Genomic DNA, 12690 nt, shown 5'->3' with positions numbered 1-12690 from the left:
ACATAGTCCCTATCACAACCAGAGAGATTCTCAAATGAAAAAAATAGCTTCTTTGCTAGTCAGTTTATTGTTAATAACAGACATGATATCTGCACACGCAGAAACAGCGATTATTAAAACCTCTGTAGGGACTATTACCTGTGAATTATTTACCAAAGAAGCACCCAATACCGTAGCAAATTTTGTGGGCTTGGCAACGGGAACAAAGGAATTTAAAGATGCAAAGACAGGTGAGATGGTGAAACGCCCTTTTTACAATGGGTTAACTTTTCACCGCGTCATTAGTGGTTTTATGATTCAAGGTGGTGATCCTCTTGGCAATGGAACCGGCGGACCCGGCTATCAATTTGATAATGAAAATACAGAGGCTAGTTTTGACAAGCCTGGTGTACTTGCGATGGCTAACGCAGGACCCAATACCAACGGCAGCCAATTTTTTATTACCGTAGCACCAACACCTGACTTAAAAGGCAATTACAACGTGTTTGGTCAAGTCATTTCGGGACAAGACGTTGCTGACAAGATTAGCAAGCTACCAACCGATTATCAAAATAAACCTATAACACCTGTGGTTATTGAAAGTGTTAGCATTCAAGAATAATAAAAATCAGAAGACCACTGTGTTATCCAGAGATGAAACAATTCAAGATCTTGCCTTTATGCTATAAATCAATGGAGTCTGGCTCCATGGATTTATAGCCGCCTTTCAACCCTGTTATGAATCAAGCAATTTTTCAACCATTGCAAGAATTTCATCAAGAGAAAGATGCTGGGTGCTGTTCTCTATGGCAATAAAGTTATGCTGCGATATCGACAACATATCGCTGAAATCTTTATCACTCGTACAGTCAATTGGTAACAGGTAGTAACTATTTTTTAATTCGCTGTTTAAAAGATTATTCAGGTGCCCTGCCCCCACAATCATGATATTAGCCTTTTTAAGTGCTGTCACGTCGCTAATCCAGCTTGCTTCACGGACTTCAATACCGAATTCCTGCTCTGGGATTTCGTGATAGGGATAAGGGGATAATTGGTTTTTATAGTGTAAGTTACCCTCGAGATCTTGCACATGCATAGCAAGATTCTCCTGAGCAAAAACCATGAGCCGCTTTATTTCATTAACTTGAGCATCCCAACCGTATTTTTCATGATAGATATTAATTGTTTCAACTGATAAATGTTTAATCCCCCTATTGGAAGCAATTAGCAGGATGATTGTATGCAGTAAAAAAGATTCCTTCGAGCCGTGTATTTCAGACAATAGTATTAATAGCGGTTTATTCACCTCTAATGCTTGCCGCTCAGCCTGTTCAATCACTGGTTTAATTTCCTGGTAGATGCTCTGCAAGGTTGTTACCTCGAGGGGTGGCAGGAATAATTTTACATAATCCTTTTTGACTGCTTGATAGAGGCTGTTGTCAATTTCGTTATCAGCTAAATTTTTTTTTATAAAACCGGCAATCTCTTCCGCCGGGATTTTTAGATAAGAACCGTCATTATTCAACACTGTTAATTCTGGTAAAGCATATTTAAGAGTAAATACGCAGTTGATGAGTTTTCTTTTTTCAGAATTGTTTAAATATCTATAAGCCGTCCAGGTCTGATTTTCTTCGAATTTAAAAGGATCATATAACCCTTCATGAAAACAGGTTTTACGATCATGCAATGTATAGGTTTCAGGATTTAAGTGCTTGCCTGGAGTGCCAACAACCTCATATTTTCCTCTTAAATCAAGACGAAACTTTGTATTCCCAACGTTATTACTCACAAACTCTTCAGCCACAAGATCAATAATTTTAATTGTTTTTGCAGCATTTACGAAATGAGTGAACTCCTCAGAATTTATACCACCAAAAGGTTGAAAATAACTTTGTATATCTCTAGACAGAAGTAATTTTTTAACGAGTATTTCTTTAATGTCATACCAAATATTGTTAATTAAAATTTGATCATTTCTATACGGTTCTTTCTTTCTTCTTAAAAATTCCAGTGCAACATTCTTGGTAAGAAAGAATAAAATCATAAGGCATTTTGCAGTTTTGTTCGCTGTTATTTCCTTGATCTCGTCTTCATTTAACTCATGCATACCCGCAGCTCGTTTATTCGCCGCTTTTACAAAATTTTCAATCGTGGCGATAGTTTCATGAGTACACTTCGCTTCCTGAGCAATCCCTGTCAGCTGCTCCAAATCTGTATTCCTAAATCTATTCATACTCGACATCCTTATAAGTCTCGATCAACGAAGATAGGACTTGATTGATTCATCAAGAGTGATGCAATTTTATAGATTTTCAACAAACTAAGTGGGCTTTAATTCATTGTCAATTTGATTGTGATCTAAAGGAGATTGCAACACCACTTCCGTGAATGGATCTTTCGTATTTGCCAAATTATAGGCAAGTAATGGCGGAGCTTCGTGCTGATGCAGCTCTACAAACTGTTGTGCTTTAGTATCAGAAATATATCTACCACCAGGGCCAGCATCATTGCGATAAGAAAAATACTCGCTGTTTGGTATTTGTTTATTAGCTGTTGGTGTAACACCTTTTGCTATTCCATGTTCTCTTAGTTCATTTTCAATTCTCTGCATGATATCGATCCATGCATCAGTATTAATATGCTTATGTTGAAATTGATAAATTGTAAATTGTTTCCCCGAAACCTTCTCGATGGGTTTGCTCTTTAAAACGTCAGGCGCAAGAATTTTGGCGGACATTTTATTTTCCATCAGGATGGGATAAATAATTGCCCACGCGGCAGAAATTTGGCCTGGATCAACAGAAATATGTAATTTCCATCCCGTTTCAACCCTTTGTCCAGCAAATATGGAACGTTTCGCAGCCACTGCCAGTTTATTCTTTTCATTATTACAGTCATTACTACATTTAAAATAAATGTAACTCTCCAAGGAGTAAAGAAAATAGTTATCGATCTTTTTTCCAATATTGTCTTGCAGGTTTTCGTAGAAGAACGGATCTTGGTGAGGCGTTTGCTCTTTAGGGAAAAATGCAGAGGTAGAGGCTTCAAGGTTAACTGAACCAGTGCTGGAGCTTGCCAGCTCTTTTAAATTTCTAACAGCTTTTCTCTTGCTCAATAATGGCTTATTGCCAGAGCTGACCTTAGTCGTTCCCATGCTGACTTATCTTTTTAATAGTATATCCACTAAGTATAAATAATGATCAAATTACATTCAATGGTTGTTCAGCATAACGCATAGAATCCCTGGAAATCGCTCTGATATGGTTTTCATTTAAAAGTTTATGGCTTGAGCTTCTCGAATGCAGGCTCAGCTTATCTGCACCTATCGATCTTGCTACAAGGCAAATATAATTCAATATGCACTTGAATAGAACATTGAGAATACAAATCGATCTGCATATAATATATACTGTTTTTCCATTTATTGGACTCATCTATGGCCAGAGAAAAAATACCAGGATTCTTTCATCCCGGTTCCAAGCAGCCGACGCTTATTCTGTTTAATTACATTCATTACGATGGTATAGGGGATTTTAGCCATCTGTTGGATATCATGGAAGCATTGATGCCTTTAGCTGCAACGCTAGGTATCAAAATCGTACCGCTGGTGATCTGCCTGACTGAGAGAAAGCAAACAGTAATTGATAAAATTGCGGAGCGTTGTCCTGGTTTAACGCCTTTTATCTTTACTGCAGACACTAGGAATCCTCGTGAATTGCCAGCCCTGTTCGAGGAATTTGTAGGCAATACTATGAAACTTCAAAACAGGCTTCGCCGGGCCTTGAGTATTTTCCAAATTGCTACTGCGACAACCAAAGAACAAAAAGATCTGCTATTACAATTTTGCCGACCAGGTATTCCTGTGGTGAATATCAGCGAACAGTGTGGATTACGGACTGCTGCCCAGTTTAGTCCTATTAGCTCGATTGATGAGAGAGATCGCGCTATTCCCAATTTAAAAAATATTAATGATCGATGGATGGGTTTGGAGAAACGAACTTACTGCTACGGCGTTAAAATCAAAGCGCCTCATTCCATGAGTCAAGCAGACGCTATCCAGACTTTAGAAAATACTGATTTTATGCGGGCATTGTTGGGACATACTGATTCCCAGGAAGTCCCCTCGGAAGAAACCATCACAGAATTTCTGCGTAATAATCAGCTAATACCTGCTTATTTGCAATCAAAAATAAGTATTATAAAGTTTATATTTTTCTGCCTTGAGCAACCAACGCTAGCTCGCCAGGGTGATATTACTTTCTATATTAATAATTATGACAATTTGTTTACACCAACGTGTAATGAGTGGCAGCCTGCAGAAAAAGTTGATGCCAGTGGTGTTCGTCTACCACTTATAAAAATTAAACAGGAGGATGCCAAGCTCCCTCCTTTTGAATCATTTTTAATTGCAGCGCCTGATTATCCTAAATTAAAGAATTTATGTTTTCCTAACTTAAAAAATTTAGGTTTTACAAGTATTGAGATAAATTTGAATGGCAATAGACGGACCATTGTTTTAAATTCAGACGAGCAGACACCGAAAAGAACCATTAGAATTTTGACCGATTTTAAATTAAACGATCATGATTATGATTATTTATTCCATATTGCCAATTCGGTAGTTGGCGTCTCTGGGGATAATACTCTTGAAAAAGCACTTTCCCATGAGAAATTACCCGTCCTGCAATCAGAAAATAAATATCCATTCGAAGTGAGTATGCGGGTCTTGGGACAACTGGCTCACGATTATCTCCCGGATGTTTCCGCAGCGGTTCAAGAAGATTTAGAGCGCTTTTTTGGCAGAAAAAATATGAGATTGGACCAACCTTCCCATTGGTCGGAACTCCTGGCAGTGGATATCCCTACTTTATTGACCCATTGGCAAAGAGCCACTCCCGAGTTAAGGGTTAAAAATAACCTCTATACTCATTTGGATCATATCTTCTACGAGGCTCTTTTGCATATGTCTGCAGCGACAGGCGACATCACCCTGCTGCATGAAATTTATGAGCAGTTCCCTGACATTGATTTTACTATCCCTAATAAACACGGTAAGACAGTCGAGATCATAGCAACAGAAAATGGTCATGAGGGTTATCTGCAGGAACTAGTGCACCTGGCTGGTGTACAGAGCGGAAAACTTATGGAAATGAGTAAGAGACAGTAGCGGTATAGACTGAAGAGCTGAGGGGGAATGTCTCGCAGGTATTAAATATAATCTGACTGCGATTGTATTGATTTCGGGCTAACATTATTCATATCCGGGATTTGGTTTTAGGTAGAAAACATGAAAAAGGGAATTAAAAAGCTTACTCTTCTATTCTTTCTCATCGCACCCGGTTTTTTATTTGCCAATGATTGTCCTTGTTGTGAAGACGAAATCAGTCAATGTTATTCCGTTCCGAAAAAAGCAACGAATATCCATATTGAAATAAAGTTTCATCAAACTTCAATGACAGCCCGTTTATTTGCAATTGAAATGTGTGGAAAACCGTCCGAAATTTCGGGGAATAATCCAACAATAGCTGGAAGAATAACAACAGGAAAATTGAAGTTGGTTCTCTGTGATGGGACTAAATTGGCTTCAATGTTTGTGTTGGATATTAAAAATGATTACAAGAGCCATTGCATCGTTACAGACGCAATTTATTGCCAGGATAACCCTACTCCAGCACCCTATCGGTCTTCGTAAGACAATCTATTTAAAAAATTAACATCCCTTTAACCTATTTTTGAAGTCTTTTTAGAATCCTGTGATGACGCCACAAGCTCGCTGACGAATTAATGATTCTTTGATTGCACCACCAAATGAATCTATAGTTAACTAACAAACATTTTTTAATCATAAAATACAATTTTTAACATGATCAGCAGGTTAAAAATCAAATGAGGTTACGATGGAAAGCAAGCGAGAGATCGACGAAGAAAGATATATTATTCCGAATAAGTTACACGCTGTTTGGCTTGGTAAAGTTCTAGATAAAGAAGATCGATCTAATATTCTTGCCTGGAGCTCAAAAAACAAAGATTACGAAAGCAATTTATGGATAGATTCATCAACGTATGCTCCGGACGCTAAACCCGAACTCATGGAGCTGCTAAGCTGGGCTAAAAAGAATAACATTAAACTCTGTGATGTTAATCCCAATCCGCCGTGGAAAATTAAACATGCCAATTACATTCGTCGCCCTGATGTCTATGAAAGGATGATCTACAGACCGTATTACGATGATGAGATCGCAGGCCAGTATCCGAATTTTGCGGCAGCCTCTGATATGTTAAGAGCAACCATTTTGGATACTGATGGCGGAGTCTATTACGATGCGCGCGACATGCCGCCAGGTAAACCGCTACCCAAACTATTTAAGGCCAAAAATGATTTCTTATTTCATAGTTATCTGGGTACTTATAACAATGATTTGTTAGCGGCTGCTCCAGGTTCAGTCGACCTTCATAATTACATGGAATCAATAAAAGAAAATTATAGGCGTTTGTATAAAGGTTCGCCTCCGTTACTCGAAGCACACCGTAATCCTAATCGAGAAGCTGTTAGCTCAGGATTTAGTGCGCGAAGAAGTTCTACTATCAACGTATCGGGTCCCCTGGCACTGGTAAACTCCCTCAAGAAAGCTTATCGAGACTGGACAGATGCGTTACATCTTTGTAGCTTTCCTCAAGCGTATTATACTCAACCTCCTACTCAGGACGTCAGTTGGTTTGACCCTAACTTACTAGAAGATGAGAAGCATATACTCATTATTTTCGGCAATTCTATTAAAGACCACCTGGCAGATAATTTTCTTAAGACTAAAATTCAATCCTTATCCAACCAACCCATGTTTCAAAACTCAGCATTGAAAAAAGCATTAACACAGCTTCAGCAAGGCTTATTGGCTTTTGATAGTTCTCAGATGACACTCACTGAGCTTTATAAAACCTGTATCTCTGATATAGAACGCAGTAAACACTATCAAGAATTAAGCCCCAAAGACAAGGCACTGTTCGAAGATATATCGGGGACTATAGGACGGTGTATGGTGTCTGCCAGCAAGTTCATTGAATTGGGTAAACAGAAGCAACTGGATGCAAAAACAGTCTTTGAAATGCTCAGCCGAATTGGCCCTCACGCCAAAGTAGATATGTCACAACGCGTCGATCTGAGCCAATTTATAACTGATGTACTATTAACAGAAGATGGTAATCCGAATTTAACAGCACTCGACGGATACGGTATTAAGTATACTCCTCCAGAACAGGAGCCGAACCCGACTACCATTTCTAACATCTAGCTGGTTGACTCTAATTAGGATTGATACCGCATTTTCTCATTACTTTCTGAGAATAGCAGCCCCAGCAATACAAGCACCTACGGCCGCTACCCCGAGTACTAGCGCAGGTTTGAAGAAACTGAAATGATTTGGTTTTTGCTCCGCTCTCTGTGCTTGCAGCTCTTGCAGCATCGTTGGGCCATTGGGCGGGCTTGCGTTCACAACAACGCCTTTTCGCGCTTTAATGGTAACCTTAGAAAATGGAATATTGTCTTTTGTTACTTCCAAGGTGTAATCACCGGGTGGGACATTGAGAAAAGCAACGCCGCCATCCAGTGAAGTCGCTTCAAGTGTTCTAATAAAGGGGTTGGTTTTATGGATAACAGGGAATATACCAAAATAAAAAGGCTTTCTATTGACATCCGGTGATAAAGTGGCCTTAACGCCTTCAACACCTTGTGGAATATCATCCAGCGTTGTGTTTGGAGGTGTAATGGTTGCAGCAATCTGACAAGCTTGTGGATCTTCAGTCACTCCCATGGCGAAAGAAAGGAAGGTATAAGCCAGGTTTGAAGGGACCTGAAATGAAATGTTCTTTAAATAATTTTCATCATTTATCCCCTCTGGCGGGGGTATCAACGTTGCTGTTTGTGTTGTCCTATAGCCAGACCAGAAAGACCCTGGCTTCTCAAAACGCAAAGTAATGGCCTCCCCAACAGGCCATTCAAAGGGCCCGAATCGTCCATTCACATCCGTCTTAAATGTTATCGCTTCATTTTCAACAACAGTAATCGTTGCATCTGCGATAGGTTCACCGGATATAAATGAACGGGCAAACCCAGAGATTAGGACAGTACTCATCATAATTCCTTTTAAAATGATATTGAAATCAATACGGTTAGGTATTATTTACACTGTAAAGATTTCCACCGAAAATGTAAATCATAGACCCGAATACGAACCCGGGGATCACGATTCAACCAATATTCATCCTCATTTTTTTTGAATGATTAAAAAAATTTATCTGTGTTATTTTTTGATACAATCAACTCCTGATAAGATCGCTATGTTTTGAAAGAAACCTGTCAGTACTTGCGTAATTAGCCCTCAAAAGCGTTCTCACAATCTGCTGAATCAACTTATTTAATCAGGAGTTTAAAACTTGAATTCTTCATTTTATTTTAAAAAAAATACTCAACTTATTATTAATACAGCTATTTTCTTATTTTTATTAAGTCTACCCGCTGTTGCAAAACCCCCGCATGACTTTCAGCAAGCCAAGCGTCAAGCTACAGCGATTTTTGATTCTCACCGTGAAACACTCTATTGTGGCTGCACTTACAATCAGCAACATCAAATTGATCTGGCAAGTTGTCATATGAAGGCAGCACAGACCCATAAACGTGCTGCTCGTGTTGAATGGGAGCACATGATGCCAGCTGAAAATTTTGGCAAGCAATTCAAATGTTGGCGAGAAGCCCTCTGCAGCAAAGATGGTAAGCCTTATAAAGGACGACGATGTTGCGAAAAGATAGATCCTGATTTTAAGCAAGCCGAAGCCGAACTTTATAACTTATGGCCAGCTGAAGGAGTTGTCAATCAGGCGCGTTCTAATTATCGCTACGCTGAACTGGCAGGCAATGCCGATTTTTTAGGCTGCTCTTTTAAAATTGATAGAAAATTACGTCAAGTAGAGCCCGATGATCACATTAAAGGAGTCGTAGCGCGTGCTAATTTATTCATGTCTGATAAATACAACATCAAACTCAGTGCTGCGCAAAAACAATTATTTGAAATATGGGATAAGCGCTTTCCTCCCGATGCCTGGGAAAAACAATGGGCATCGAAGGTGGCTACCATTGAAGGGTATTCAAATCCCTATATTCAAGTCTGGACGAGAGTAACAGCATAGATCCTAATGCCCAGCTTCCAAGACTTTGCAGTCTGATAAGCCGGGCGGTATGTTGCAGTTTAAAAAACTTCACTGTTTTTAAATACTTTATCAATCGCTATTAAGCTTTCCAGTAAAGGTTTTATTTTGTCCAATGGCCAGCTATTTGGCCCGTCGCTAAGTGCTTGATCAGGGTTCGGATGGGTTTCCATAAAAATACCGGCAATCCCTGCGGCGACAGCTGCTCTGGCTAATACAGGGACAAATTCGCGTTGCCCGCCTGATACGCCATTATTGCCCCCAGGTAGCTGAACAGAATGGGTAGCATCATAGACCACCGGACAGGCTGTTTCACGCATAATCTGTAAGGAGCGCATGTCAGAAACTAAATTGTTGTAACCAAAACTTACGCCGCGTTCACAAACCATAATCTGTTCATTCCCCGTGGCCTTGGCTTTGGCAACAACATGTTTCATATCCCAGGGAGATAAAAACTGCCCTTTCTTGATATTCACAGGCTTATTCATTGCAGCCACTTTTTGAATAAAATTGGTCTGACGGCATAAAAATGCGGGGGTTTGTAATACATCGACGACACTGGCAACCTCTAACAAGGGGGTATCTTCATGAACGTCAGTCAATACAGGCACACCAATCTGTTGTTTGACCTTTTCTAAAATCAATAAACCTTTCTCAAATCCAGGTCCACGATAACTGTTCATTGACGAACGATTTGCTTTGTCGAAAGAGGATTTATAAATAAAAGGCAATTTTAACTGCCCGCATATTTCTTTCAAATAACCAGCTGTTTCCAAAGCCAGTGCTTCACTTTCAATGACGCACGGGCCTGCTATCAGAAATAAAGGAGAATCAATACCTACTTCAAAATCACATAATTTCATGCTTTTTCCTTTTGTCCGTGATAACTACGTGCTGCTAAAATAAACTGCTGGAACAGTGGATGGCCATCTCGCGGTGTAGAGGTAAATTCCGGATGAAACTGACAAGCTACAAACCAAGGGTGATCATGCAGCTCAATCATTTCAACCAAGGTATTATCCGCAGAGCGTCCCGAAATCGTTAACCCATTTTCAACCAACGCATCAACAAATTGATTATTAACTTCATAGCGATGCCGATGTCGTTCAACAATTTGTGGCTTGTTGTAAATTTTATAGGCCTGGGAATTTGCATCAAGTTGGCACATCTGAGCACCTAACCGCATGGTACCACCCAGATCCGTATTTTCATCACGTAGTTTGATACTACCATCTTCTGCCATCCACTCAGTAATCAAGCCAATAACAGGATAAGGTGTTGTTTTATCGAATTCAGTCGAGTTGGCTCCTTTAAGCCCTACGACATTACGAGCATATTCAATAACCGCTGTTTGCATACCTAAACAAATACCGAGGAAAGGAATTTTTTCTTCGCGCGCATATTGTACTGTTCTGATTTTTCCTTCAATGCCTCGTTCACCAAAACCGCCAGGTATTAAAATAGCGTCGGCAGAAGTAAGCAATTCAGTACCATGCTTTTCTATTAATTCAGCATCGATATAAACAATTTCCACTTTTGTTTGCGTATGAATGCCTGCATGCAGCAAGGCCTCATTAATCGACTTATAGGCATCATTTAACTCAGTATATTTACCCACCATAGCCACTTTGACCGTCATTGTCTGGATAGCTTGTGCGTCAACAACTCGTTGCCACTCATGTAAATCAGCCGGCTTAAGAGTCAGGCCTAATTTTTTCACCACAATCTCATCCAAACCTTGGTCATGCAGAATCATGGGAATTTGGTAAATACTCTTGGCATCTTCTAAGGAAATAACCCCTTCTTTTTCCACGTTGGTAAATAGCGCAATTTTTGCTCTGTCACTTAAAGAAAGAGGTTTCTCAGAACGACAGATCAAAATATCGGGTTGAATACCAATGGAGCGTAATTCTTTCACTGAATGTTGGGTTGGTTTCGTTTTTGTTTCACCTGAGGTAGCGATATAAGGAACTAAAGTCAGATGAATAAACAAAGAGCGCTGTGAACCAAGCTCAATTCGCATTTGACGAATGGCTTCAAGAAAAGGTAAGGATTCAATATCTCCAACAGTCCCACCAATTTCAATCATTGCCACATCAAAGTTGTCAGCACCTTGTTTGATAGAACGCTTAATTTCGTTAGTAATGTGAGGAATGACTTGTACTGTTCCGCCTAAATAGTCACCCCGACGTTCTTTTTTGATCACTGTTTCGTAAATTTTTCCGGAAGTGAAATTATTACGCTTGGTCATAGTAGTACGCACAAAACGTTCATAATGACCCAAGTCAAGATCTGTTTCGGCGCCATCGTGAGTCACAAACACTTCACCATGCTGAAAAGGGCTCATAGTCCCAGGATCAACATTAATGTAAGGATCGAGTTTAATAAGCGTGACTGTTAAACCACGTGCTTCGAGAATAGCTGCCAATGAGGCTGCAGCAATACCTTTACCCAGCGAAGAAACTACACCGCCGGTAATGAAAATATAATTTGTCATAGATGACCCCGTTTGGAATGCCGAAACCGCCGCACAAGCGGAATAAATAAGATCGCATGTAAACGGGATTCAATTTTAACAAAAGAAGAACAGAAATAACACAGATTTCCTCATCAAAATAAAATCCCTTATTTTGATAAGGAAAATCTTAATACTTTATCCTTATTACATTTCGCTAGCAGTTTAAAATCCCGGATTACAGCCTTCGGCTTTCATCCAGGCTAAGGTGCTCTTGTATTCAAGTGTCAATAGCCCACCGTAGCCTGGGTGCAGGCGCAGCCGAAACCCAGGATCCAAGTTAGCAGCAAAGCACAGAAATCAATCCATAAGCGCCAAGATAGTAGAAATAAATTAAGGACTTTTTACATTTCACTAGCAGTTTAAAATCCTAAGGTACTCTTGTATCCAAGTGTCAATAGCCCACCGTAGCCTGGGTGCAGGCGCAGCCGAAACCCAGGATTCAAGTTAGCAGCAAAGCACAGAAATCAATCCATAAGCGCCATGATAGTAGAAATATAAACAGTCCTACTTAGTCAAAGTATCTAGCTGATGTAAGATCTTATACATCGCAATCGCACAATCGACTGCCTCTACCCCTTTATGGCCATGTTTACCGCCAAGACGATCCCAGGCTTGCTCATCATTGTCTGTAGTCAAAACACCAAAAATGACAGGGACATTGTAATCCAAAGCCAGACGCTGGCAGCCATTGCTGACTTGCTCGCAAACATAATCATAATGGCTGGTTTCACCGCGGATAACAGCGCCTTGGGCAATGATCACATCCACTTGTTTTTGCATTGCCAAGCGTTTAACAACAATAGGAATCTCCACTGCGCCAGGTACTTCCACCACAATAATGTCTTTCGCTTCAAAGCCACATTCATTTAATCTTTGCAAAGCACCGCGTTTCAATTCTTCTGTCACCTCGCGGTTAAAGGAGCTCACAACCAGTGCGATGGGAAAAGATTTTATCGAGCCAGAGGTTTCAGCAGTAATGTGTTTCATAAGCATCC

At 40.0% G+C, this 12690-nt stretch carries 11 protein-coding genes; 5 read left to right on the top strand and 6 right to left on the bottom strand.

Features of this window, described 5'->3' with window-relative positions:
• Nucleotides 1-34 precede the first annotated feature (34 nt).
• Nucleotides 35-601, top strand: coding sequence for a peptidylprolyl isomerase (locus DYC89_RS06495; protein ID WP_115221042.1), 567 nt, complete (start codon nucleotides 35-37; stop codon nucleotides 599-601).
• A gap of 114 nt (nucleotides 602-715) precedes the next feature.
• On the opposite strand, the gene DYC89_RS06490 is transcribed toward DYC89_RS06495, so the two are convergent.
• On the bottom strand, nucleotides 716-2212 hold the full coding sequence (locus DYC89_RS06490; protein ID WP_115221041.1) for a hypothetical protein: 1497 nt from the start codon (nucleotides 2210-2212) through the stop codon (nucleotides 716-718).
• Between the two features lie 87 nt (nucleotides 2213-2299).
• The gene (locus tag DYC89_RS06485) at nucleotides 2300-3133 is read right to left on the bottom strand and encodes a hypothetical protein (RefSeq protein WP_115221040.1); all 834 of its coding nucleotides are present in this window, start codon (nucleotides 3131-3133) and stop codon (nucleotides 2300-2302) included.
• Between the two features lie 282 nt (nucleotides 3134-3415).
• On the opposite strand from DYC89_RS06485, the gene DYC89_RS06480 reads away from it, so the two are divergent.
• The 3 genes from DYC89_RS06480 (at nucleotide 3416) to DYC89_RS06470 (ending at nucleotide 7268) form a co-directional block, all read left to right on the top strand.
• The gene (locus DYC89_RS06480) at nucleotides 3416-5146 is read left to right on the top strand and encodes a hypothetical protein (RefSeq protein WP_115221039.1); all 1731 of its coding nucleotides are present in this window, start codon (nucleotides 3416-3418) and stop codon (nucleotides 5144-5146) included.
• 120 nt (nucleotides 5147-5266) lie between these two features.
• Entirely contained in the window at nucleotides 5267-5671 is a 405-nt protein-coding gene (locus DYC89_RS06475; protein ID WP_115221038.1) for a hypothetical protein, read from the top strand.
• 205 nt (nucleotides 5672-5876) lie between these two features.
• Nucleotides 5877-7268 (top strand): glycosyltransferase, encoded by a 1392-nt coding sequence (locus DYC89_RS06470; protein WP_115221037.1) that lies wholly within the window; start codon nucleotides 5877-5879, stop codon nucleotides 7266-7268.
• A 39-nt stretch (nucleotides 7269-7307) separates the two neighbouring features.
• Here DYC89_RS06470 and DYC89_RS06465 read toward each other — a convergent pair whose 3' ends face one another.
• A complete protein-coding gene (locus DYC89_RS06465; protein ID WP_245953958.1) occupies nucleotides 7308-8108 on the bottom strand; it encodes a carboxypeptidase regulatory-like domain-containing protein in 801 nt (266 codons plus the stop codon).
• Between the two features lie 301 nt (nucleotides 8109-8409).
• Here DYC89_RS06465 and DYC89_RS06460 point away from each other — a divergent pair, with 301 nt between their 5' ends.
• On the top strand, nucleotides 8410-9159 hold the full coding sequence (locus DYC89_RS06460; RefSeq protein WP_245953957.1) for an endonuclease: 750 nt from the start codon (nucleotides 8410-8412) through the stop codon (nucleotides 9157-9159).
• A 59-nt stretch (nucleotides 9160-9218) separates the two neighbouring features.
• Here DYC89_RS06460 and kdsA read toward each other — a convergent pair whose 3' ends face one another.
• The 3 genes from kdsA to ribH form a co-directional block, all read right to left on the bottom strand.
• The gene (kdsA, locus tag DYC89_RS06455; protein WP_115221035.1) at nucleotides 9219-10040 is read right to left on the bottom strand and encodes a 3-deoxy-8-phosphooctulonate synthase; all 822 of its coding nucleotides are present in this window, start codon (nucleotides 10038-10040) and stop codon (nucleotides 9219-9221) included.
• The gene (locus tag DYC89_RS06450) at nucleotides 10037-11674 is read right to left on the bottom strand and encodes a CTP synthase (RefSeq protein ID WP_115221034.1); all 1638 of its coding nucleotides are present in this window, start codon (nucleotides 11672-11674) and stop codon (nucleotides 10037-10039) included. Before DYC89_RS06450 ends, kdsA begins: the two co-directional genes overlap by 4 nt.
• 525 nt (nucleotides 11675-12199) lie before the next feature.
• A complete protein-coding gene (gene ribH / locus DYC89_RS06445) occupies nucleotides 12200-12682 on the bottom strand; it encodes a 6,7-dimethyl-8-ribityllumazine synthase (protein ID WP_115221033.1) in 483 nt (160 codons plus the stop codon).
• Nucleotides 12683-12690 lie beyond the last annotated feature (8 nt).

It is taken from the genome of Legionella donaldsonii (assembly GCF_900452385.1).
GTDB lineage: Bacteria > Pseudomonadota > Gammaproteobacteria > Legionellales > Legionellaceae > Tatlockia > Tatlockia donaldsonii.
This window is presented reverse-complemented; position numbering and strand designations above follow the sequence as displayed.

Excerpts from the sequence above, each read along its gene's own strand:
- DYC89_RS06495 (WP_115221042.1), top strand. The coding sequence starts at position 35 with ATGAAAAAAATAGCTTCTTTGCTAGTCAGTTTATTGTTAATAACAGAC.
- DYC89_RS06490 (WP_115221041.1), bottom strand. The coding sequence starts at position 2,212 with ATGAATAGATTTAGGAATACAGATTTGGAGCAGCTGACAGGGATTGCT.
- DYC89_RS06485 (WP_115221040.1), bottom strand. The coding sequence starts at position 3,133 with ATGGGAACGACTAAGGTCAGCTCTGGCAATAAGCCATTATTGAGCAAG.
- DYC89_RS06480 (WP_115221039.1), top strand. The coding sequence starts at position 3,416 with ATGGCCAGAGAAAAAATACCAGGATTCTTTCATCCCGGTTCCAAGCAG.
- DYC89_RS06475 (WP_115221038.1), top strand. The coding sequence starts at position 5,267 with ATGAAAAAGGGAATTAAAAAGCTTACTCTTCTATTCTTTCTCATCGCA.
- DYC89_RS06470 (WP_115221037.1), top strand. The coding sequence starts at position 5,877 with ATGGAAAGCAAGCGAGAGATCGACGAAGAAAGATATATTATTCCGAAT.
- DYC89_RS06465 (WP_245953958.1), bottom strand. The coding sequence starts at position 8,108 with ATGAGTACTGTCCTAATCTCTGGGTTTGCCCGTTCATTTATATCCGGT.
- kdsA (WP_115221035.1), bottom strand. The coding sequence starts at position 10,040 with ATGAAATTATGTGATTTTGAAGTAGGTATTGATTCTCCTTTATTTCTG.
- DYC89_RS06450 (WP_115221034.1), bottom strand. The coding sequence starts at position 11,674 with ATGACAAATTATATTTTCATTACCGGCGGTGTAGTTTCTTCGCTGGGT.
- ribH (WP_115221033.1), bottom strand. The coding sequence starts at position 12,682 with ATGAAACACATTACTGCTGAAACCTCTGGCTCGATAAAATCTTTTCCC.